This window comes from Shewanella acanthi, from assembly GCF_019457475.1.
Lineage (GTDB): Bacteria > Pseudomonadota > Gammaproteobacteria > Enterobacterales > Shewanellaceae > Shewanella > Shewanella acanthi.
Map to the genome: position 1 here is coordinate 768,223 of NZ_CP080413.1, position 23,952 is coordinate 792,174.

At 47.4% G+C, this 23,952-nt stretch carries 18 protein-coding genes; 4 read left to right on the plus strand and 14 right to left on the minus strand.

Annotation, left to right across the window (positions count from 1 at the left end; translation table 11 throughout):
- Positions 1–50: 50 nt before the first annotated feature.
- Positions 51–1,367: a cysteine desulfurase gene (locus K0H61_RS03435; RefSeq protein WP_220051370.1), complete on the minus strand. Its 1,317-nt coding sequence runs from the start codon at positions 1,365–1,367 to the stop codon at positions 51–53.
- A gap of 388 nt (positions 1,368–1,755) precedes the next feature.
- Here K0H61_RS03435 and K0H61_RS03440 point away from each other — a divergent pair, with 388 nt between their 5' ends.
- The 3 genes from K0H61_RS03440 (at position 1,756) to cydC (ending at position 6,705) form a co-directional block, all read left to right on the plus strand.
- On the plus strand, positions 1,756–2,802 hold the full coding sequence (locus tag K0H61_RS03440; protein ID WP_220052440.1) for a DUF3626 domain-containing protein: 1,047 nt from the start codon (positions 1,756–1,758) through the stop codon (positions 2,800–2,802).
- Positions 2,803–3,037: 235 nt separating this feature from the next.
- Positions 3,038–4,957 carry a heme ABC transporter permease/ATP-binding protein CydD gene (cydD, locus tag K0H61_RS03445; RefSeq protein WP_220051371.1) on the plus strand — a complete coding sequence of 640 codons (1,920 nt, stop codon included), beginning with the start codon at positions 3,038–3,040 and terminating at the stop codon, positions 4,955–4,957.
- Complete coding sequence (gene cydC, locus K0H61_RS03450; protein ID WP_220051372.1) at positions 4,954–6,705, plus strand: heme ABC transporter ATP-binding protein/permease CydC; 1,752 nt, start codon at positions 4,954–4,956, stop codon at positions 6,703–6,705. The genes cydD and cydC overlap by 4 nt, the downstream gene beginning before the upstream one ends.
- 198 nt (positions 6,706–6,903) lie before the next feature.
- On the opposite strand, the gene K0H61_RS03455 is transcribed toward cydC, so the two are convergent.
- The 6 genes from K0H61_RS03455 to K0H61_RS03480 all read right to left on the minus strand — a co-directional run bounded on the left by K0H61_RS03455 (position 6,904) and on the right by K0H61_RS03480 (position 16,133).
- Positions 6,904–7,635, minus strand: a complete 732-nt coding sequence (locus tag K0H61_RS03455) for a DUF599 domain-containing protein (protein WP_220051373.1) — start codon at positions 7,633–7,635, stop codon at positions 6,904–6,906.
- Positions 7,636–8,278: 643 nt separating this feature from the next.
- Positions 8,279–9,061 carry a hypothetical protein gene (locus K0H61_RS03460; RefSeq protein WP_220051374.1) on the minus strand — a complete coding sequence of 261 codons (783 nt, stop codon included), beginning with the start codon at positions 9,059–9,061 and terminating at the stop codon, positions 8,279–8,281.
- An 891-nt stretch (positions 9,062–9,952) separates the two neighbouring features.
- Complete coding sequence (gene putA, locus K0H61_RS03465; RefSeq protein ID WP_220051375.1) at positions 9,953–13,147, minus strand: bifunctional proline dehydrogenase/L-glutamate gamma-semialdehyde dehydrogenase PutA; 3,195 nt, start codon at positions 13,145–13,147, stop codon at positions 9,953–9,955.
- A 254-nt stretch (positions 13,148–13,401) separates the two neighbouring features.
- On the minus strand, positions 13,402–13,950 hold the full coding sequence (locus K0H61_RS03470) for a TIGR04211 family SH3 domain-containing protein (RefSeq protein WP_220052441.1): 549 nt from the start codon (positions 13,948–13,950) through the stop codon (positions 13,402–13,404).
- Between the two features lie 187 nt (positions 13,951–14,137).
- On the minus strand, positions 14,138–15,427 hold the full coding sequence (locus tag K0H61_RS03475) for an inorganic phosphate transporter (RefSeq protein ID WP_220051376.1): 1,290 nt from the start codon (positions 15,425–15,427) through the stop codon (positions 14,138–14,140).
- Between the two features lie 25 nt (positions 15,428–15,452).
- Positions 15,453–16,133, minus strand: a complete 681-nt coding sequence (locus K0H61_RS03480; RefSeq protein ID WP_220051377.1) for a TIGR00153 family protein — start codon at positions 16,131–16,133, stop codon at positions 15,453–15,455.
- A 232-nt stretch (positions 16,134–16,365) separates the two neighbouring features.
- Here K0H61_RS03480 and K0H61_RS03485 point away from each other — a divergent pair, with 232 nt between their 5' ends.
- Positions 16,366–17,877 (plus strand): CYTH domain-containing protein, encoded by a 1,512-nt coding sequence (locus K0H61_RS03485; RefSeq protein WP_220051378.1) that lies wholly within the window; start codon positions 16,366–16,368, stop codon positions 17,875–17,877.
- 67 nt (positions 17,878–17,944) lie between these two features.
- Here the strand turns inward: K0H61_RS03485 and K0H61_RS03490 are convergent, their stop codons facing one another.
- From K0H61_RS03490 to K0H61_RS03520, 7 genes are all read right to left on the minus strand, one after another.
- On the minus strand, positions 17,945–18,766 hold the full coding sequence (locus tag K0H61_RS03490; protein WP_220051379.1) for an ion transporter: 822 nt from the start codon (positions 18,764–18,766) through the stop codon (positions 17,945–17,947).
- 143 nt (positions 18,767–18,909) lie between these two features.
- Entirely contained in the window at positions 18,910–19,239 is a 330-nt protein-coding gene (locus tag K0H61_RS03495) for a hypothetical protein (protein WP_220051380.1), read from the minus strand.
- Positions 19,240–19,343: 104 nt separating this feature from the next.
- Positions 19,344–19,997 carry a hypothetical protein gene (locus K0H61_RS03500; RefSeq protein WP_220051381.1) on the minus strand — a complete coding sequence of 218 codons (654 nt, stop codon included), beginning with the start codon at positions 19,995–19,997 and terminating at the stop codon, positions 19,344–19,346.
- A gap of 128 nt (positions 19,998–20,125) precedes the next feature.
- On the minus strand, positions 20,126–20,815 hold the full coding sequence (locus tag K0H61_RS03505) for a PspA/IM30 family protein (RefSeq protein WP_220051382.1): 690 nt from the start codon (positions 20,813–20,815) through the stop codon (positions 20,126–20,128).
- An 11-nt stretch (positions 20,816–20,826) separates the two neighbouring features.
- Positions 20,827–21,240 (minus strand): YjfI family protein, encoded by a 414-nt coding sequence (locus K0H61_RS03510; protein ID WP_220051383.1) that lies wholly within the window; start codon positions 21,238–21,240, stop codon positions 20,827–20,829.
- 78 nt (positions 21,241–21,318) lie between these two features.
- Complete coding sequence (locus K0H61_RS03515) at positions 21,319–23,043, minus strand: polyamine aminopropyltransferase (protein WP_220051384.1); 1,725 nt, start codon at positions 23,041–23,043, stop codon at positions 21,319–21,321.
- A gap of 3 nt (positions 23,044–23,046) precedes the next feature.
- Positions 23,047–23,946: a DUF350 domain-containing protein gene (locus K0H61_RS03520; RefSeq protein WP_220051385.1), complete on the minus strand. Its 900-nt coding sequence runs from the start codon at positions 23,944–23,946 to the stop codon at positions 23,047–23,049.
- Positions 23,947–23,952 lie beyond the last annotated feature (6 nt).

The window sequence follows — 23,952 nt, forward strand, 5'->3', positions numbered from 1 at the left end:
TATGGATGACTTTAGCGAATAAGTTTGGAGATAACTAACTGTTGCTGCGGCTATCCGAGCAGCAACTCTTTAACAGCCCCAAGCGCCGCAATAAAACGGTCAATATCATCCTTGTTGGTATAAATTCCGATGGATGCACGGCAGCAGCCCTTAAGCTTTAGGCTTTGCATCAGCGGCATGGCGCAGTGATGACCACAGCGCACCGCAACGCCCTGTTGATCCAGTAAAATCCCCACATCCTGATGATGCTCGTCACCTAAGTTAAAGGCGACGGCGCCCACATTGTCGCTATGGGCGGCATAGAGCTTTACATCCCCAAGGCTTTTTAGCTGGTCTTGCAGATACTGTAGAAGCTTAGCCTCATGGGCCCTCACCTCTGGAGTGAGAGTTGTTTGTAAGAAATCAATGGCAGCACCTAGACCAATCACCTCGCTAATAGGTGGTGTGCCCGCTTCGAGGCGATTGGGTAAACTGCCAAACTCGGTGCCATCAAAGCTGACACTTTTAATCATCTCACCACCGGTGAGCAGCGGCACTAGGGTGTCTACTATTTCATAGCGGCCATAGAGTACGCCAACACCCGTTGGGCCATACATCTTATGCCCTGAAAACACATAGAAATCACAACCGATTTCTGCGACATCCACATTTAAGTGAGCTACTGCCTGGGCGCCATCGACAAGCGTTATGGCACCACTCGCTTTGGCCGCGTTAACTAAATCTACAACCGGGTTTAAGGTACCGAGTGCATTAGAGACATGGCACAGGGCAACGACCTTAGGTTTTAGCGCTAGTAGGGCTTGGTACACATCGAGATCGAGCCGACCTTCCTGAGTTAAGGGAATTGGCTTGATCACGGCGCCAGTGCGTTTGGCAAGTTCCTGCCAGGGCACAATATTAGCGTGATGGGCGGCGGTATCGATTAGGATGATATCGCCAGATGTTAAAGCGGGTGTCAGCCCAAAGGCGACGAGATTAATGGACTCAGTCGTGCCATGGGTAAAGATAATCTCTTCGCGGCGACTGGCATTAATGAATTGTTTAAGCCTGTCGCGCACCTTTTCGTAATTTAGGGTTGATCGTGCCGATAACTGGTGGGCTGCGCGGTGTACGTTGGCATTATCCAGCGCGTAATAGTGCGCCATCGCGTCTAAAACTTGCTGCGGTTTTTGGCTGGTGGCCGCAGTATCTAAATAACATAGTGGATAGCCATCAAGCTCTTGATTAAGCGTTGGGAATTGCGCTCTTATTTCATTATGCCAGCCATGCTCAGCCTCAACGTTATCCGCCTTAGCTGTGGATTGCAGCACTGTTTCAGTATCTGTAGATGAGGTTGTGGAGGTTGTTGATGAAACGCTATGAGTCATTTTGGGCTTAACACTATGAAAAAGGCTTGAAGATCTTCAATGATCTCCCGAATGAATGCAAGTTTTCGCGGGTATTTTGGCCTATCTAGTCGTATTTAGATTTGTGAACATCCCACTTTAATGGGTATTAAATTGTGCGTATCTTAATATCTTGGCGTGATTCAGGAATAAATAAGTCAATTGTTGCTAAGATGACTGTTAACTTTTTTATCATGGGGTAAAATTAGTAAACCTCCTCAATAGGTTGCGAGAATCAAAACGATAAATTGCGACTGGTCGTGGGACAAAACTAGGTGCTGAGTTTCGATAATTACCTTCTAAACTCTCAGTCTTTTGCGCAAATACAAGATATAGCCAGAGTCATAGTAAGCGGCAAAGCAGGTGGATGATGATAGCACTACAGCATATTGAACGCCTTGCAAAGGGGCGAACTGAACAGGCCATCGCTGTGATTAGAAATGTGCAGCAGATGTCCAATATTCCTAAGGAAGAGATGCAGTTAGCCCTCAAACAGCTGTTAGAGTGCGGAAGAATTGCGCTGCATTTTCATCCTGACCGAATCGATAGTCGTGGCTTAACCGTGGCCGAAGGTCTACTGCGTGATGGCCAATACCGCAGTCAATTCGAAACCCATATTTCAAACGGTCAGTTATCCCCCGAACTCGGTGGTCCAAGGGATCACTGGGAAAATCAACTCTTTGGTGATGCTTATCAGGGGACTAAATCTCGCCCTAAATACGGGGCACTCGATTTAAGCATGTGGCAGGATGGTCCTGCCCCCCGTTTTGGTAGCTGTTATTTTCTTACCCATTCACAGGTTTTAGCCCGCTCGACTTTTACTTATCTTGATTCTTACCGTAATCCTAAAGAGAAGGGCACGTTAGCCTGCTTTGAGGATATTCTGGCGGCGCTATTAACCGAGAGTTTTGAGCGTCATTATGCTTTAGGTAAGGCAGATTTTAAGCCGCTTCATATCATTCATTACCTTGGCCATCAGTTAAGTTCTTCCTTACTTGCTCGTTTTGAGCGGCCGATGTCGACCAACCTTGATCATTATATTGAGGCGCAGATCCACGGTGATGTGTCCCTCGCCGATGATATTGCAATGCTGGTGGTCGATCCTAGTTATCGGGGGACAGATATTTGCGCCACGCTCAATCAACTCTGCGATAAATATGAGATTGAGCTTCAGTACCACGCGGGTTTTAGCCTGCATACGGCGCAAATTCCCAGTGATTTTCGCGGGCCGACCATGCCGTCTTTAGCCAGTCGCATCGCCATCGATGAATATATTGATGCCTATACCCTTGGTGTTGCTTCGCAGGATTTATACCAGGCGCCGCAGCACTGGCGAGACAGAGGCAGTCGTATTCAGGTTGCCCATGAGCTTAAGTTACTCTGGCATGTGCTGGTGAAATACGGTGCTAAAGCTTAATGGGCTTTAGCTCCTCTATGAGGTATCTGAGTATTTGCCTTAAACGGGCATGAATATGTTGATCTTTATCTCGTTTTTGTGAGTCGCATAGCAAATGTTTCTCACAGGATTTCATCTATTTGCTTGGCCTGCGATACTGGGTCCCTATCGCACCTTTTGGCAGCTGACAAGCCCCTCGTTGTGCTTGTGATGACTCAAGGATTTTGCATACGATCCGCGCATTCGATGGAGCAACATGGATAAGTCGTTAGAAAAATCCCTGCTGGTTTGGCTTAAATCGCAAAAAAAAGCCTGTGGTCCTTACCTTAATCTCTCTGTTTTTTGTGGCCTGTTAAGCGCTGTAGCACTGATTGCCCAAGCATATTTTATCGCCAGCATTCTAGATAATGTGATTATTTCTAGTCAGTTAATTCCTGCCCTAGGTACCGCTCCGGCCTCTTTTAGTGTTAATCAACTGCTCCCACAATTACTCGCTCTTATCGGGTTGATGCTACTGCGCTCATTCCTAGCTTATGTCCGTGAGCGTGCCAGTTTTACGGCGGGTAAGCTTCTAAGGCAACAAATTCGACATCAGGTCACAGACAAATTAACCAAGCTTGGGCCTGCATTTATCAAGGGCAAGCCAGCGGGAAGCTGGGCGAGCATAGTGTTAGAGCAAGTTGATGATCTGCAAGATTTTTACGCGAGATATTTGCCGCAAATGATTTTGGCTGCTGCTATTCCCTTATTGATCCTTGGCGTCGTGTTCCCGATGAACTGGGCGGCGGGGCTGATATTGCTGCTCACGGCGCCGCTTATCCCACTGTTTATGGCGTTAGTGGGGATGGGCGCCGCCGATGCAAACCGCAAAAACTTCGATGCGTTAGCCAAATTAAGCGGCCATTTTATGGATAGGCTAAAGGGGCTTGCGACCTTAAAGCTGTTCTTCCGTGGTGAAGCTGAATTGCAGAATATTGCCAGCGCATCGGAGGAGTTTCGAAGCCGCACTATGGCGGTACTGCGAATGGCATTTTTAAGCTCGGCGGTGCTGGAGTTTTTTGCTGCAGTATCGATTGCTGTACTCGCGGTTTACTTTGGTTTCAGTTACTTAGGCCACCTTGATTTTGGTTACTACGGCGAGCACGCCTTTATTGGCCCCAATGCCAATGAGGGGCTGCCCTTTAGTCTCTTTATCGGGTTGTTTATCTTAATTCTCGCGCCCGAGTTTTATCAGCCGCTGCGGGATATGGGCACCCATTACCATGCTAAGGCGCAGGCTATTGGAGCGGCTGAAGCTTTGATGACCCTATTAGCGCACCCAGAGCCGAATCTTCAAGGTCGTGAATGCATTGATGGCGTTGAAAGTATCAAAGCGGAAAACCTTGTGGTGCTCAGCATTGATGGTGAGCGACTTTTAGGGCCGATTAGTTTTAGCCTAAATCAAGGCGAGCACTTAGCCTTAGTGGGCCCTAGCGGTGCGGGTAAAACCAGTTTGCTCAATGCGTTATTAGGATTCTTACCCTATGAAGGATGCTTAAAAATCAATGGCGTTGAGCTTTCAAGTTTAGATTTATCGCGGTGGCGTAAACACTTAGCTTGGCTTGGGCAGGAGCCGCAATTATTCCATGGCACAGTGCGCAGCAATATCAGCCTCGCCAATCCTGAACTTGCCGATGAAGCAATTTGGGCGCTTTTGGAAAAGGCGCATATCAAGGATTTCGTCATAGCTCATCCCTTGGGGTTAGATGCCGATGTCGGTGAACAAGCATCGCAGCTTTCAGTGGGGCAGGCTCAGCGCCTCGCCTTAGCTCGAGCGCTTGGGCAAGGGGCTGAACTTTTTATCCTCGATGAGCCTACCGCGAGTCTCGATAATGTCAGTGAGCAGCTCTTAAGCAGCAGTTTAGATGAGGCTATGGCGGGTAAGATGGCCATTGTGGTCACCCACAGATTAGATACCCTGAACCAGATGGATAGTATTTTAGTGCTTGAGCAAGGGGAGATAGTTCAGCAAGGTAAATTCGCCGAGCTTGCTGCATCGCAAGGCTTATTCCTCAATATGCTGCACGACCATGCCGATTCGATTAGCGATGTCTCATTGGACGTTGAATCGAGTGATGCAATAGCTACAGAGCCACAGCTACAGACACAAAACAACGCGCAAGGAGAGGCAAAATGAGCGTCTTACTGCCTTTTATTCGGCTCTTTTCTCGCCATTGGTTAATGATGGTTGTCGGCTTGTTGCTAACCCTTATCACGCTGATGGCGGGCATTGGTTTGTTATCCCTATCGGGCTGGTTCCTGTCGGCCACTGCGGTGGCGGGGTTAACAGTACTCACCTCCGAAGCCTTTAACTTTTTTACCCCTGCGGGCGGGGTGCGATTTTTATCTATCGCCCGCACCGCGAGTCGCTATGGCGAGCGTTTAGCGACCCACGAAGCCACCTTTAAAATCCTTACCGAACTTAGGGTGTGGGCATGGCGGCGGTTATTGCCATTAAGTGCTGAGAATCTTCAGGGGCTTCGGCGCGCCGATATGCTCAATCGCTTAGTGGCGGATATCGATACCTTAGATCATCTGTATTTAAGGCTACTGACCCCAATGGCGGCCTCGTTAATGATGACCGCTTTGTTGTATCTGTTTATCTCTTGGTTCGATGCGAGCTTAGCACTCAGTCTGTGCCTGGTACTGGTTGGGGTATGGATTGTGATGCCTTGGCTCTTTTATCAGCTGGGTAAAAAACCGAGCCGCGATATTCTCGACTCGAAACGCCACTATCGTGTGCTGCTGCTAGATATGCTTCAAGGGCAAGCAGAGCTTAGCCTCTTTGGCGCAAATGCACGTTTGAGGCTCGAGCTTGATGCCGCCGAGCAGGCAATGTTTGATAGCCAAAAACACATGGCGAAGATCACCGCCCTAAGCCAAGCCATGCTGATTTTAGCTACGGGCGGTACTTTGGTGATGATGCTGTGTCTCGCATCAACTGGGGTAGGGGATGATGTTCCGCCTGGGCCTATGTTTGCCTTAGTCGTGTTTGCCACTATGGCCTGCGTAGAAATGCTGACGCCCATCGCGGGTGCTTTTGCGCACCTATCGGGCTGCGTACTTGCGGCAACGCGGGTTAACGAAATCACCGAGCAGCAAACGACAGTTAAATTCAATCAAGAGAGTAGCTTAAAGGCCAACACTGGTAGCCTTCAAATTGAAGGGATTGATTTTGCCTATCGAGCCGAGCAGCCGATCCTAAGAGGGCTATCACTTGAGGTGAAAGCTGGGCAGAAGGTTGCGCTCCTTGGGGCAACCGGTTGTGGAAAATCCAGTTTGTTAGCACTCATTACCCGTGAGTGGCAGATGCAGCACGGTACTATCCATTTGGACGGTCATTTGCTGACAGATTACAGTGAGCAATCACTTCGCGAGGCGATGACTGTCGTAAGTCAGCGAATTTATCTGTTTGCGGGCACCTTGAGGGACAACCTTGCGGTCGCTCTTCCTGCGAATCCTGGCCTTAAGCGTAACGCTCACGATGAGCGCATGTTTGAGGTACTGCGCCGTGTCGGACTTGGCAATTTACTCGAGGGTGACAAGCCACTCGATAAGTGGATTGGTGAGGGGGGGAGGCAATTATCGGGCGGCGAGCAGCGCAGGATTGGTGTGGCAAGAGCGCTGCTGCGTGATGCGCCGCTGCTACTACTAGATGAGCCAACCGAAGGGCTGGATAAACGCACCGAGCGAGAGATTTTAAGTGTATTGTTTGAGTTTGCTAAGGATAAGACGCTGCTAATGATAAGCCACAGATTAACGGCGATGGCGAAGATGGATCGGATCCATTTACTCAGCGAGGGGAAAATTAGCGCGTCTGGTACACATCAGAGCTTACTCGATAACTGTGAGGCCTATCAGGTGTTGTATCAAAGGCTCAATTAGTGCACATTCGGGGCGAACTTTGCCCAGCATGGTGCCGTAGAGTGAATATATTGCCTATCTAACCTAAATCTTGCTATGTGACAGGTATTGAGAGAAAGACCAATCAAAAAAATAGGGGCTTCTAGCCCCTATGTTATGCTTTCAAATCGTTAACTCGATATTTTAAGTCTATCTTGCTTCATCAAGCACTTATCAAGTTTATTCTGTTTTACCTGTACTGCGACCTTGGTATTCGGTATTAAGGTGCCCTTTAGCTGCAGTGATGGCGATAACGGCGCGGGATTTAAATTCGCGGCGATAAAGCGTTATCACAACAAACAGGCTGGCGGTAATAAACAACAATGGATGCACAAACCAACATAGTACAGCCATGGCAAAGTAATAGGCTCGCAGGCCATAGTTATAGGAGTGGGCGGCCTGATCCTGAACCGTGGCCATTTGTCTGGCGTAGGCCTTAAGGTTATCGTTTACGCCGTTGCTGTCCAATGGCCCAGCGCCAATCATTACGTTCACAAAGCCATATTGGCGCATCGACCAAGTGAATTGGAAAAAGGCCATCACGAAGATCACCACAAGTAGAGCGAGTTTGACCTGTACTAAGGCATGGTTAGGCGGAGTCGAGTAGGGGATGGTGGCAATGACTGCCTCGAGGCGCTCAACTTGGGCGAACAGTGTCAGCACCCCCGCAAGCACTAAAAGGGTCGATGAGGCAAAGAAGGCGATATTACGCTCGAGGTTAGCCAGCAGCGCCGCATCGCTTACCCTTACGCCGCGGGTCATTAATTCGAGCATCCAATAAATTCTGTGTTTGTGCAGGCCGCGGGCTATACAGTCGGTGTTTTTCGCCTTGCGGCGGGCAAAGGCGGTGTAGCCTGCCCAGGACACGATAAACCACGTCAATGCAGAAATATCTAATGGCGAGAATGTCATAGTAACCTTGAGCAAGTGACTTTGAAAAAGTGACTTTGAGAAAGTAAAAAATCGATTAATTGAATAGCGATTATGAAGGTTTTTATCTCTTAGGCGCAATCCCCTCATACCGCTTTCAAATCTCACCTATTCACATTTTGAAGCCGCTCACATGGGTTTTGAAACCTCTTGCTTAGTGGAATCAGTTTTTGGGGAAATTGTTGTCAGGTAAGTGAGTTAGCAAAGTGCGTTAAGGTTGAACCACTAATTTCGAATCATGGCCTGCGGCCGAGGTGAATCAACGTCGTGGGGCTTCACCCCACACCCGACCAAGAGGGGATCAACAGCAATTCCCTCTTGGATCTCCCTTGCCGCCCCTTGCGGAATTGAAAGCCCCTTGGGCATTAAGCGTCCTTATGCTACCGCGTCAGACGCTCGTCCCTGATTCGACTGACGCTATCTCGGCATCCATGCCTCGCTCACGCAACGAACGCAAATGCCCTGCGGCAACTCCGAGGGGAGGGTGAACTTCTGTCACAACTGTGTGAGCTATTAATCCCCAAAGTTCAGTGCCTGCTTCTTTTCTCAACAACCATCGCCACCGTTGCCCAATGAGGCAGGAAACACCACGCGTTAACAGTCCCTCTTGAGGCGTTGGTTATAGCTATTTCTTACAGCCTTGATGAACATTCCCAACGACTTCAAATCGGCTCTGTTCAAATTCCATTGACGGAATATCTGCGTGTCCATTTAACCAGGGCCAAACCTCGTTGGTCTTACCGTTATTCTGATGAGTAATATAGAAAAAAGAGATAACAGGTTCTACACAGTTAATAATATTAAAGATTGAATCTTTGAAATACGATTTGTAGAACTCTGTAGCACCAATAGATTTTTGATGGATAATCTCATTTCGGTACTCTTCCAAGATTACGAACTGTCCCCACCATTTTTGTTTTTCAACACTTGTCGCATTGTAGACTTCCGGAAGTATATGTTTAATCTTAGTTTTCAGACTAAGCCAACGTTCAATTGCGATTTTATCGTATGACTCAGTAATACCTTTTGAGTTTTTTGCAGCTTGATAAACATGATTTTGTGGAATACTTAGATTGGCAAAAGCTTCTAGTGCCGTGTAAGCAAAAACAATTGCAGTTTGGATTTCTTCGACATAATCGTAAACATCTGAAGAAATAGCATCTATAGCCTCTTTTTTATTCCCAGATAGTTTTGTTACATCTAATTCATAATTTGGGCTTTTAAACTTACGTTCATAAATTTCTTTCGCATGGGTTGAAGCTTTGGTGCTGACACTCATCAACATACCGATGTTGTTTGGAACAAAATAGCTAATGTTGCGCGAGCGATTAAGTTTAATAGTGTCGATGTCTTGCACCAGCATTGACCCATTTCCACCTTTGGCATAGTGAAATGTTGGTTTAGTCATCCTTAGATCCGAAACTTTGTAACTGTCAGGAGTTAGGCCCACTACCAATGAACTTTTTGAGGTTTTTTTATTCTTCATTTTCCACCGAACGTCATAACAGTATATTCCCCACACTTCCAAAAAAATCCAGAGTGTAATGAGATGGGGGGAGTGGTGCGAAAAAATAACTTAAATCTTACATGAACTTAGAATTAACCTCTATCTGGTTATAACAACTTTATTATATGGAAAAAACGAGACCTTATTTACCAAGAAATATTTTGGCGTGGTATTTTAATTTTAAAGCCGAGAAAGGTTCCTAATTTCAGTTAGTTAAACTTGTTCCAAATAAAAGATGGGACATGCATAAAACCTTACGATGTGAGAAGTTAACTCTTTGTCACGGAAATTCATCGAACCTTTTCTAAATAACTGCAGGTCGTTGAAGAAAATAGTGTCAGCTTGGCGGGGTGTTCTAGAGCATCAAGATATAAGGTCAGGACTGGCATTACTCGACTATCAATGGTGGCACCAAATCAAGCATTGTTGCGCCAGTGACCTTCTAAAACATGGATGTTTTAGTAGAGCCTACAGGGACGTATTCACGGCGAGTCACTGGTGTAACAGTGCAAAGTCCTGCGGCAGGCAATGAGGGAATACGATAGCTAGAAACCATGATGCCGCCTATTGGCTCCACGAACCATTACCGAAGCTACTGGCCTGAAATTGAGACAGAGAAAGTCTCAGAGGATGAAAAAGAAGCCACGACTGAAAGTTTAACGGCAGAAAAGTTCAGGGTGCCGCTGATTTCTGTGCTCATTGCTCGAATTGAATTTAGCTATAAGTATTCATTACCCAATAAAAAAGCCAGACTGAGTCTGGCTTTTTTTTTTATCAATAAGTCTTTAGGACTTAGGCGTCGCTATCACCCAGTGACAGCAGCGTCGCGTTACCACCAATAGCGGTGATGTTGTTAGTGCGCGTCTTTTCAGTCACGAAGCGAGTTAAGTAGTGTGGACCACCGGCTTTTGGACCTGTGCCCGACAGGCCTTGGCCGCCGAAAGGTTGTACGCCAACGACCGCGCCGATTTGGTTACGGTTGATGTATACGTTACCTACGTTAACCTTGTCAGCGACTTCGAGGGCATGGCCTTCGTTACGGCTGTGGATACCTAAGGTTAAACCAAAGCCAGTGCTGTTGATTTCGTTGATCACTTGGCTAAGCTCTGACGCCTTGTAACGGATCACGTGCAGGATTGGACCAAAGTGTTCTTTTTCAAGCACTTTGATTGAATCGATTTCAACAGCGGTTGGTGACACGAAGTGGCCGTTTTCAGTGCCTGCTGGCAGTGGCATTTGCTTGATTAGCTTGCCAACTTGCTTGATGTGGTCGATATGGGCATCGAGGTTCGCCTTCGCGGTCGCATCGATAACTGGGCCTACGTCCGTTTTCACTGAACTTGGGTTACCAATCACTAACTCGTCCATCGCACCTTGCAGTACATCGATAACGCGGTCTGCGATATCTTCCTGCAGGAAGAGTACACGCAGCGCCGAGCAGCGTTGACCCGCGCTGGTGAATGATGAAGAAACGACATCGTTAACCACTTGTTCTGGTTGAGAAGTAGAGTCAACCACCATAGCGTTTTGACCGCCAGTTTCGGCGATTAACGGAATGATTGCGCCTTCACGGTTTGCTAGGGTACGGTTAATCAGTTTTGCAGTACCGGTAGAACCAGTAAAACACACGCCGCCGATGCGCTCATCACTTGTCAGTGCGCTACCCACAGTTGCACCCGTACCTGGTAGGAACTGCAGCACATCGCTTGGAATACCCGCAAGGTGAGCTAATTGCACTGCGCGGTAACCGATAATAGAGGTTTGCTCTGCAGGTTTAGCCACGACAGTGTTACCCGCCGCCAGCGCAGCAGACACTTGACCTAAGAAGATGGCTAATGGGAAGTTCCATGGGCTGATACAGACGAACACGCCGCGACCTTGGAGGAAGAGTTCGTTTAACTCACCCGTTGGGCCTGGGAGCAGTTCTGGTTGTGCCATTAATTTTTTAGCTTGTACTGCGTAGTAACGGCAGAAGTCTACGGCTTCGCGTACTTCGTCGATACCGTCTTGAATGCTCTTGCCCGCTTCACGGGTACACAGGGCAATCAGCTCTTCGCGGTTTTCTTCTAACAAGTCAGCCAGTTTTTGCAGAGCAGAGGCGCGCACTTCAACTGGGGTGCGGCTCCAAGTGGCAAAGGCGGCGTCGGCAGAGGCAACAGCTTGCTCTATTGCGGCTTTGTCAGAGAAGGCCACTTGACCCACGGTTTGGGTGGTATCGAACGGGCTAACAACGGTTTTGTGCTCGCCAGTTAAAGTTTTACCGTTAACCAGAGGACCCGCTTGCCACTCGGTCGATTTGAATTTATCTAATGCCGCGAAGAAAGGCTCAGCTTCGGAAATGATGTTCATGTTTAATCCCTTGGAATTTTTGCGATCGCTACCGAAGATGTCGGTAGGTAATACGATTTTGTTGTTAGCCAGGGTTTTATAGCCTGTCAGGGTTTTCAGTGGGTGAACCACTAAAGACTCGATAGGGGTTTTAGGATCAACCAGTTTGTGTACGAATGAGGTGTTGGCACCGTTTTCAAGCAGACGACGTACTAAGTACGGCAGCAGATCCTTATGGGCACCGATTGGGGCATAAATACGTACGGCTTTCGCGCCAGCTTCAGACAGAATAGTGTCGTACAGCTCTTGTCCCATGCCGTGCAGACGCTGGAACTCATGGTTACGGTTACCGGCCATATCGGAAATCGCCGCAACGGTTTGTGCGTTGTGGCTTGCAAATTGTGGGTAAATCGCGCCACGGGTTGCGTCTGATAACAGGTAACGGGCACAGGCTAAATAAGAAACGTCGGTACCGGCTTTGCGGGTATAAAGTGGGTAAGCGGCTTCGCCAGCTTGTTGTGCCCATTTCAGCTCGCTGTCCCAGTAAGCGCCTTTTACCAAGCGCACTGGGATTTCATCGCCTTGCTCTTTCGCTAGACGCGTTAACCATACCAGTACTGGCAGGGCGCGCTTAGAGTAGGCTTGAACTACGATACCCAGTAAACCCCAGCCCTTAGTGGCTTCAGAGTTAAACAGTTTTTGGAACAGTTTGAGTGACAGCTCGAGGCGGTCAACTTCTTCGGCGTCGATAGAAATACCGATATTTAAACCGCGCGCCAGTTTGATCAGGCGAATAACGGTTTCATAAAGTTCGGTCAGCACGCGGTCTTCATTGGCCACTTCATAACGTGGGTGCAATGCCGACAGTTTGATCGAAATCGTTGGGCGTGGAGATTCGTTTTCGTTATAGCTTTGTGCGCCCAGTTCTGTGATCGCATTGGCGTAATCGTTGTAGTATTTCTCGGCATCCTTACGGGTTAATGCCGCTTCACCTAACATGTCGTAGGAGTGGGTGTAGCCTAACTTACGCTTGTCTTCACTGTTCTTGAGCGCTTCTTTCATGGTGCGACCAAGGACGAATTGTTTACCCATGATCTTCATCGCTGCCATCATGGCTTGGCGGATAACAGGCTCACCCAAACGGTTAACTAAGCGGTTTAGCAGGTTGCTTGGGGTACCATCGATTTTTTTATCGAGTTTGATGATTTTACCCGTCAGCATCAGACCCCAGGTCGAAGCGTTAACCAGTACCGAGTCACTCTTGCTTAAATGCTCATCCCACTTAGCGCCAGACAGCTTGTCTTCAATTAAAGCATCGGCAGTAGCCGCATCAGGAATACGCAGCAGGGCTTCTGCCAGACACATCAGGATAATACCTTCCTGAGTTTCTAGGCTGTATTGCTGCAGGAAGGCGTCGATGCCAACCATTAACCCTTTTTTATCGAATTGACGAACTTTATTGACCAGTTCGTGGGCACGACGGGTGACGCGCTCAATGGCTTCATCACTTGAAGGCACTAGTTTGATCAGCTCTGACAAGTATTGTTCTTCATCGACAATGTAGTTGTCGGTGATTGCTTGGAACAGTTCGTCGAGATTGGCAGAATCGTAGCGGCCTGCCAGCACTTCACTCGCTTTGAACATAGTAATCGCTTCCATCTTGGCCTGTTAAGTTGGGCATTATTGTTGAAACAGAAATGGGGGCGCTAAACGCATTTGATATTTTGTATACAATATGAGGCTTTGCGCGCGCAGATTATACATTCAAAATGTGACCAACAACACTATAGTGTGAAAGATTGTGAAGATTGTTTAATTGCAGGGTTGAGAGCGAGATGTAACGCGCAATTGACAAAAAAGCCAGTGTTTGAAAACACTGGCTTTTCTTTAAAACATTAGGGGGGGCGCTAAAATTACATCCAACGTTTTTTATTACGGCGTTGCGGTCTTGGGATGTAAACCAATAAGACGCCTAATAATAAGCCAATGCCACCGAGTACTGCGCCTTCGCGCCACATGGCATAACGTGCTTCATCGGCGCTGCGATCTGCGGCTACTTTTAGGTTATCGCGTTCTTTTACCGTTTTGCTTAAGGTTGATTCAAGTTCACTGACTTTGCTTTGAAGCTCAGCCACTTGATCGACACCGTCATCCTTAGTGCTTAGCACTTCATCCAGCTTTGCTTTAACTGTAGCCAGCTCATTGGTTAAGGTTGGCACTTGTTCACGGAAGCTTGGCGTGTCACTAATCAGGTTGGTTTGGATCCAACCCTCGCGGCCTTTGTGGTCGACAATCTTAGAGTAGTCACCCTGGGATTCGCCCTGCAGGGTGATTGGTTGACCCGCTTCAATAGAGCCAAGAATGCGGTACTCAGTACCTGGGCCATTCAAAATGTAAAGAAAGACGTTATCGGAGATATAGCGTGGTTGACCTTCGGCCAACAGGTTGGGAGAAAGTAACATCATTCCAAGTAGGGTCAGGATTCTTAACACTTTTGTTTTCTCATCAACGAAATAGTGAACACATGCTAGGGATTTGGCCCCTTTAATGCAAGAGGGAAGTCATAGACTTCCCTCAACTTTGCAGCATCCATGCGCGCAATTCCTGTTTTAGCGAGTTTACATGACATTGCTGCCATGACTGGGCTTCTTAGTTAAAGATACCTTTAATCATAAAGAAGAAGATGATCGACAAACCAGCACCTGCTGGCAGAGTCACAACCCATGAAACCACAATGTTACGTACTACACCGATGTTGATTGCCGCGATACCACGGGCCATACCCACACCTAATACCGCACCGACTAAGGTTTGGGTGGTAGAGATAGGTAAACCAGTACCAGAAGCAATAACCACGGTAGAAGCGGCTGCTAATTCAGCGGCGAAACCACGGCTTGGCGTTAAGTGAGTGATGTTTTTACCAATGGTTTGCATCACGCGCTTACCGAAAATCGCCAGACCCATTACGATACCCACGGCACCTAAAGGCAGGATCCACCAAACGAGTGCTGATTTAGACGCAATAACACCCCCACTATTAACAACAGAGACAACGGCGGCTAATGGACCAATCGCGTTTGCTACATCGTTTGAGCCGTGGGCGAAGGCCATACAGCATGCTGTCAGGATCATGAGAATCGCAAACACTTTTTCAACGTTGGCGTACATGGTTTTGTGAGATGCGTTTTCGCTCATTTTCAGGCGAGAAATTGCAATCTTACCGAAGATACCTACTACCACAGCAATCGCGCCAGCTAATAGGTAAGCTTCTGAACCTTTTAGGTGAATACCTACGTGTGACAAACCCTTAAGGATAGTCACTAGTGACATGATAAAGCCTGCAAACGCCATGTAGAATGGGACATAACGTTTAGCGTTAGCTAATGGATCATCGGTGTTGAAAATCAGCTTTTGCGTGCTTTGGAAAAGGATAAATGCCATAAAGCCGGAGATCGCTGGGGTGATAATCCACGAACCAACAATACCGCCAACCTTTTCCCAGGCAACTGCTTCACTGCCAACACCCACAGAAGCGAAGCCGATGATGGCACCCACGATAGAGTGAGTGGTCGATACTGGCCAACCTAGGGCTGACGCAACCACTAACCAGATACCGGCCGCTAATAGCGAGGCAATCATGCCATATACCAGTAACTCTGGTACCTCAGTGAAGTAGCTAGAGTCGATAATCCCGTTACGGATTGTGCTCGTTACTTCACCACCCGCCAAATAGGCGCCAGCAAATTCGAAGATCATCGCGATGATGATCGCTTGTTTGATCGTAATGGCATTTGAACCTACAGAGGTTCCCATCGCATTAGCAACGTCATTCGCGCCAATACCCCAAGCCATGAGAAAACCAAATGCGGCGGCAACGGCGATAAGCCATGGCCCACTGGTGACTAAGACGTTAGCCACCTCCATTCCTGCATCAACCATATTGATACCTTGATAACCTTATTGATTAAACGCGAGCTAACATCAACTCTAGACGTGAGCCAACTCGTTCGGCCAGATCGGCAAGACCACCGACCCATTCAATTGTTTTGTAGAGGAACATCACATCGACTGGATTCAGTTCTGATTCCAGTGCAAAGAGTTGACGACGTAATTGAATTTGCAGATCGTCAGTATCTTCTTCGATGATGTCGAGTTCGTTGATCATTTTGGCCACTAAGTCGACTTCACGACCACGGAAACCTGCTTCAAGCAGATCGTCGAGTTCGTTAATCACTTGTTTTGCAAGACCTACTGCGTCAATACAACGTTGTAGATAGGCAATAAAGGGGACTTGCATGACCTGAGGGATAAGCAATTGACGTCCGATAACACGACCAGAAATATCTTTTGCTTTGTTTGCGATTTTGTCTTGTTGAGTCAGTAATTCCAATAAATCAGTACGCTCAACTGGCATAAACAGACCGCTTGGCAGAGTGAGGCGAATTTCACGTTTGAGTGAGTCACCTTGCTTTTCCGCTAAACTGATTTGCTTACGTAGTTGAACTGCACCATCCCAGTCGCCTGTGATAGTGGCTTCGAAAAAGGGAACCAGTAACGATGCACAATCGTATACCTTGTCCATGTGCTCTTGCAGAGGCTTAATTGGCGATTTTGCAAACACGCCCAAAATAGAGTTTACTGGCATTGCCGTTTACCTATTTAGATTGTTCCATGATTGGAAAAAGCGGGCGCATGTTAACCTATGCGTCCGCATATTGAAACTGTGTTTTTTTCGGAAAAAATCACAGCATTATTTTAACGGGTTATATACCAACTTCGAAAGTAAATCCTACGGGATTTTTATGACACATTTGTGACATTATGAATGAAAAATGACGCATCGATGAATATTTGATGACAAAGTGAGCGGTTGTGCAATGAGTGCTGAGATCGAATTAAAACTATTTTTCCTGCCAATATTTCAAGAAAACATTATAAATGAATTAGATAGCTTAATGGGGGCAACTCCTAAGGGAATGCGCCGTTTGGCGAACGGCTATTTTGATACTCCCAAGTTACAGCTGCGTCATTGGGACATGGGTCTCAGGGTGCGTGGCTACGATGACCATAAAGAACAGACGATTAAAACCGCAGGTAAGGTGGTTGGCGGTATCCATTCACGCCCAGAATATAATGTGACTATTGAAGGCGATTTCCCGAATTTATCACTTTTCCCTCAAGAAATTTGGCCAACGGATGCCGATTTAGCCGCCGTTCAAGCTGAATTGCAATGTGTGTTTCACACGGATTTTTACCGCCGCACTTGGCACGTGACTATTGCCGATGCACTGATTGAAGTGGCATTGGATATTGGTGATATTCGCGCTTCTGGCCAGCAAGAGGCTTTGTGTGAGCTCGAATTTGAGCTATTAAGTGGTGATGCTAAGGCATTATTGTTACTCGCCGATCAAATTGCTCAAAAGGTGCCTGTGCGATTAGGTAAGGCGAGTAAAGCGCAGCGTGGTTATCGCTTAGCTGGCCAGTCCAAGCCGTTAACCTTAAGTGCCCTCGAATTTTTACCTTTACCAGTCCCCTTAGATGTCAATCTCCATCAGCCACATCAGCAGGATTTAACGGCCACCTGTCAAGTGCTACTCGAAACGGCACTTGAGCGTTGGCAGTTACTCGAAGCCATGATAGCCGAAGAGCAGGATTTAGAGGCTAGTGTTGCCCTTTGGTGGCGGATGCGTGCCTGTGTTCGTTTGCTGCGAATGACCTTAACTCAGTTTGAATTGGGAACCGAAGCATTGCTTAAGCAATTTACGCTTATCGAGCAGCAACTGGATTTTATTGAAGTAGCCCAAGCGTTAACGGCGTTACTTGGCAGCCAAAAGTGCCTATTGAACCGACTCGATGAGCGCAACGCGTTAGTCAACCAACTGCAATATAAGCTAAATGAACTTAACCTTGCTGGGCGTCTGAGCGCATTATGGCAGTTGCTGGATTACGGCCAGCTGCAACTTAAGCTGGTTGATATTCTGCTAGACGTGAGTGCGGGGCATATTGGTTTCTCGAAGGATCAAGGTTTGCGCTACCATGCCAATGCTGCGCAGCAAGCCTCGTGGCAGGCGATTATTGAAGCGATGCCAAAGGACGCTGAAATGAGCCTGACAGATTACTTAAACTGCGCTTCAGTCCTTGAGGAGAGTATGCAGGTCGGTCAGGCCTATGGGCTCTTATATGAGGCAAAGTCGCGGGATGCCTTTAGGACGCCTTGGCAGGATTTAGCATTAGGCATTAAGACCTTGGCTTGCTATCGCGAATTGCAACTGGCAGCTGATGCGACAGGGCTTGATCTAAAAGAGTGGCTCGACGCTAAGCAGCAAAGCCTTTTATTTGCCATGGAAGCTTCAAGACAAAACGCATTGTCTCAATCCACCTATTGGTAATCATCAATTTGGAGACTGGGAGCAAATCGCATTTGAATCAAAGCTTGCTCCTAGTCTTCTCTATCTTCTATTTTTTATTGCTTAGGGCTTTTTCAAGCTCGGCAATTTGCGCGAGGATTTGCGCCTGATTCTGCTCCATCTGCCTTTGATTAGCTTCCATGCGAGCGAGCGCCAGTTCTAATTCCGATTTGATTTCGGCCTTGTGGGCCTCATTACGTTGATGGTGCTCATTATCATCGGGTGAGACAAACACTGAGGCCATATAACCTGTGATCACCCCGAAAAAGCTCACGCCACTGACAATCACCACGCCACCGATAATATGCCCCGAGGTAGTGACCGGATAATAATCCCCATAACCCACGGTCGATATAGTCACTAACGCCCACCAAATGGCCTGCTCAGCGGTTTGAATATTGGCCCCTTCAGCGCCGTTTTCCACAATCAAAATTAAGATAGAGGCGAAGGTGAGTATGGTCACCATGGAGACTAAGAGGCTTGCGAGTGTGGTTTGTTTGCGCTGCTTTATCAGTGGGATAAGGTAGGCATGGCTCATGCGGATAAGCCGTATCACCCGTAAAATCTGAAACACCCTAGCAATACGCAGCGCCTCGATGGCGGGAATGCTGGCGACGAAATCAATCCAGTGGTGGCGAAGGTAAAAGCGTTTATCCCGTGAACGAAAAAGGCCAACAAAAAAGTGAGCCAAAAAAATGAGGCATATACTGGTATCGATAAAAAATAGCAGACGGTTGGTTTCGCCATCAAGGTGACCAAAGGTCATCACTAACACTAAGACGACGGATAGCAATGACAGCAACATCATGGCAAATTCGAAGGGTGATGGCGTAGCTAAGTTGCGGACTGACCAACCATTTTTATCTGACATGCTGAGCAATATTCCTCTGTATTAAGTTCGCGTCTCCTGCGAAGAATGGGTGATGAAATTTGTACGTTTCAATTGACTTGTGTTGATCAAAACTGACTTAAAGTGAGAGCCCAAAACCAGACAAATACTGCTTGAGCAAAGGATTAATCTTTATCGACAAAGCGAACTAAATCTTCGAGAACACGCCGCTTTATTTCGAGTTGGGCATCGGCGCTCAGACCATATTTTTCGGCGAGTTGCACATAATCGTCGGCATTTAACGAGACGGTTAGGCGAGGGCGAGTAGGACGTTTAGACACACTTAAGCCCAGAATGGTGCGAATTTGGTCTGAGGGACTCACACCCGCATCGAGCGCCGCTTTACGGATAGAATATTGGAACTTTTCATCCAGATCGAATGCCACCTGCGTCGCTTTAGCGGCTTGCTGGTTCTTCAGCCATTGTTCGGGAAGTGGGTGTTTCGTTTTGCTCATTAGGTATTACCTATTGCTTTCAATTTGTTATATCAAGCTTGCTCTATTGGGATTGTAATGGCTAAGGCGATAAAGTGCGAGTCACGCACTTTATCTTACTTATCTTATGCCTTGGCTGGCCAATAGTCGCGGATATCCGAAAGTGGGCGATACAGGGTCAAAACTACATCGGTTTCGCCGCCTTCATAGACTTCAACCTCAACTGCGCGGCGCTCTTCATCGTCAAGCAATGAGTAATACTCAAAGGGCTCACCAGTTGCGCCATGGTCATCCTGCGGTGGCTTAAGGCCGCGGTAATCTTCACGGTGAAAATATCCAAAGAGGGCAAAGGTGACTTGGTGATAGTTAGCGCCTAACCATTGTTCTAACTGTTCGGCAAGCTGGGGCGATAATGCCAAGGTGTTAAGTTGTGCGCCCTGTTCATCAAACAGTGTGCTGAACTGGTCTAAATCGAAAATCTGCTCAACTTGAGCGCGGCTGATTTTAATCGAGAAAGCCAAATAGGCTTCATCATCCTGTTCAATACTTAAAAATAGGGTGTCGTTTCCATGACCTTTCAGTACCCATTCACAGTGCTGGCTACGCTCGAATTCATAGGTATTGATGGCTTCGACTTTAAGCTGTTGGCCGCGTAATTGGGGCGGCAGGGCAAAACTGTTGTCGATGGAAATCATATCGCCGATTTGCAGCGCAGAGGGATGATTAAGCTCGCGCGCTGGCGGGGCTTTTTTGCCGAAAATACTATTGAAAAATCCCATGCTGACTCCTAATAACGCGTGTGCTTGGGGAAATGACTTACCTGTAATCGAAACGATGACTTAAACAAAAAAGCCGAGCTCAACAGGGTGACGGTCCCATTGATGCTCGGCATAAGGTCAATCATTGATTAACTTTTACGTGCCTTGATGCGCTCTAACACGGCATTGGCATTCGATTTTTGCTCACCAATACCGGCTTCGGCTAACTTAGCCTGCAGTGATTTATCGCTGCTTTCTTCGGCTAAGGTTTCGGCGGCTTTTAGTCTGTCATCAAACTGTTGCTGACGTGCCTTGATGCGCTCTAATGAATCTTTAGCGTTCAGCAGTTTAGAATTGCTTGAGGCAAAAGAATCTGTGATGGTTGCTGTCGCCTTTTGCACGCTTTCAGTGGTTTTAACCATGCTTAACTGACGCTGATAATCAGACAGTTGACGCTCGGTTTTCTTCACTAAATCTTTAAGGCGCAGAGCGTGGGCACTGAAGCTATCGTTAGCCGCTTGTTGCTCGGCAAGTTCTTGATCCAGCTGTGCAATTTTTTCAGCTACTTCGATAGCTAAGGCTTCATTGCCCTTATCTAACGCTTGAGTTGCATAGCCTTCGTGCTCGACGATAGAGCGTTTCAGGCGATCAACCTCACGGCTGGCTTGCATTTCTTTCGCCATCACGTCGGTCAGTTCGCGCTTAGCGTTAGTTAAGTGTTTTTCGGCGTCACGGATTTCCTGTTCGAAAATGCGCGTTGAGTTTGCGTCTACGATGCTTTGGCCAACTTCGGTGGCACCACCGCGGAACGCTGTTAAAATTTTATTCAGAATGCCCATGATGTGGCTCCTTATTTCAGATAATCGACCATTTCATCGATAACTTCTAAACAGTTATCGGATAAGACTGCTAATTCTTGCTCTATCTCCTGCATGCTCGATTGCAGTGACAACGCACCGTAAACCACATATTTGTCATCAATTTTTGCAAAGGCTGACAGTGGCATAGGAATGTTTAGTTCGAGCATGGTTTCAAACATTTCGCTGCGACGTTCCTGGTTGACTTCATTCTCGCCCCACAGATAACTGATGCAGAGGATTTGGTTATCCGTTACCGATACAAACACTGGGATTTCTTCACGGCCGACCACATTCACTTGCAACACTTCGACTTCGCCGCCAATGGGGTAACAATCGAATTGGAAACCCGTTTGGCTGTTATTACCAAGGCTATTAAGATGATTCGCAAGAGTATGAATATTCATATTTGTCCTTATTGACATATTATGTCTTAGTTCAAAGATAGCATCGAGACATAATATGTCAAGTACTATCTTAATCCTTTAAAAAAGATCCAGTCCTTCGGTTTCTGACCATGCCTTTAAATGGTACTGATACAGCTGCTGCGACCCTAATTCATTGACTTTTATCGCGCTGGCATCCTGATAGAAATTGGCCGGAAACTCGAATGCGCCTTTAACTAGCCCAATGGTCAACCAGTCATCTTGGATAGGTAACATAGCTAAATTCCCTAGGCGATGTTTCGCATCTTGTCCGCTTAAGGTGGCGATACTCCAGCCCCATTCGCCAAAGCTTGGCACATTGTGGTGATATTGATTGACCTTAAAACCCGCTGCCTCGAGGGTTTTGCCCACCGAGATAAAGGCCTTTTGCGCATGGTAGGGCGAGGTGGATTGAACCGTTATCGCGCCGTCGCTACTCATCAATTCTTTAAGCTTACGATAGAAATAATCCGAATAGAGCTTATTTAAGTCAGGATGACTAGGGTCGGGTAAATCCACGATGATGGCATCGTATTTGTTGCCAGCGGCAATCAGCTTATCAACGCCATTAAAGGCATCATCGTGAATAACCTTAACCCTTGGGTCATTAAAGGCATCGCCATTTAAGGCAATAAGCGCCTGACCTAAACGCAGCGGCATATCAGGGCTTGGTGATTTAAATAGCGACACGAGATCGGCATCTAAATCAAGCAGTGTGACTTCTTCAGGCTGCCATTTCAGCACTTGATGTAAACCCAATCCATCACCGCCGCCGATGATAAGTACCTTGTTGTGGCGCGCACTGGCAGCCAACGTCGGATGGACTAAAAATGCGTGGTAGATATGTTCATCGAGGCTTGAGAACTGTAAACGGCCATTGATATATAAGGAATAAACAGGCGCTAAACCATTACCACGCAAGCGCTCGGTAAAGGTTAATTGTTGGAAGCGTGTGGCTTTTGAGTACACCACTTTGTCTTTGTAGAGCAGGTTATTCATCTCCTGCTCCCAACTTGGGCCGTGCATGACTAACAGCAGCAGTATGCCACTCACAATCCCATGTCCCGCTAACAGTAATCTTGGGCGGCTAATTTGCGGCCAAAAACGCCAGATAAAGACAAAGCCTGCAAGCAGATTAAAGCTGGCGGTAAGAGCTGCTGCCAGCTGAATATCGAGGCTCAGCATTAAAGTGACCCAAATCGCGGCGCCAATACCTGCGCCAATATAATCGGCGCCATAAATGGTGCCCGCATTGTGGAGAAGATGGGCTTCTGATAGGGATTGTCTGACACGGGCGATGAGCGGGATTTCCATGCCGATCATCAATCCTAAGATAACGCCCCAGACATAGGGTAAGTGTTCACTTAAGTGCTGAAGCTTAGCAATCATGCCGCCATTGGGAAGTTGATCTGGTGGTAAACCAAGGGAGCTTGCCAGTATCAAGGGGAGTTGTTGGCCAAAACCGATGACTGCAGCGGTAATCAGAATCGCCAGCGAGCCACACAGGGCAACACTGAGTTCTAACACCACAAAGCCTGTAAAGGCATCTTTAATCTTACGGGCGGCAAAAGCGCCAAGTCCCATAGAAACGATCATTAGGCCGATCATAGTGTAAATCGCGGCTTCTAGGGCACCTAAGATCCGGCCTGCATAATGGGATAACAGGTATTCGTAGATAAGGCCGCAGCCCGCGAGCACAGCCATAATCCCGAGTAACAGTACATCATCGAACCAGCTCAGGCGGCGTGAAGCAGCCTTCTGCTGATTGATTTGCGCTTCCACCATGGTCTATGCCATTAGGGCTGCAAGGATCATCGCAATGGCGATACTGATTGCCATTTCAACCGCAGCAATCCCGACATTGTTTTGTTTTTCCACTTCATCGGCGAGATCGATGCGAGCCAGAACCAGCTTTTTCACAATAAACAGCAGTACAGTCAGTACGATAAGCATCAGAATAGAAAACACTAACCAGCCCACTAAGTTGGTCATATAGGCCGTAGGGCTAAAGATGATGAAATGACTCGCGGCGTTAAAGCTAAGCGCCATGGCAATCATATAACCAGCATGACGGACTGCAACTGCAATTTGGCCTTCACTAAATGCTTTTTGCATAGAAGTGTTTTGGTTACGGCTGGCGTAACGGTTTTCTCTGAAGCGGGTTAATAGCACTAGCATTAGCTGTGAAATGATGAAGGCGCTGAAAATCGCGATAAAGGTATTAAGCGTTAAATCTTCGGCCCACAGTAGTACGGCGCGAATAATGATGGCGGTAGCAATGGCGGCGCTGGCATCAACAATCGCGACCGAGAGATTGCCGTTAATGATCTGCTGATTCTTATTTATCTCATTTAGGGCAATTTTATCGTGTAGAAAACGGCCAAATTTAATCAGCACCAGTCCAAATAAACCGTAGCTGGCAACGCCGATGGCTTCTATCAGATAGGAGTGTGCTGCAGCGCCGGTGATTGCACCTGTTAGTACGATGCCTAGAGCGGCAACGGCGCCCGCTGTGCTAATGCCAAAGGCAAAATTATCACGCTCGGCAAGCTCCTTACTTGAATTTACTCTCACGCTCCAGCCCTGCAAATAGCGCATAAGCGTCAAGAGGATAACTGCGATAGTTAAATCGATGGCCAGTATGGTGAGTAGCTCTGGTGTGATACCGAAATCCTGAAATAGTGTCATGGGAAA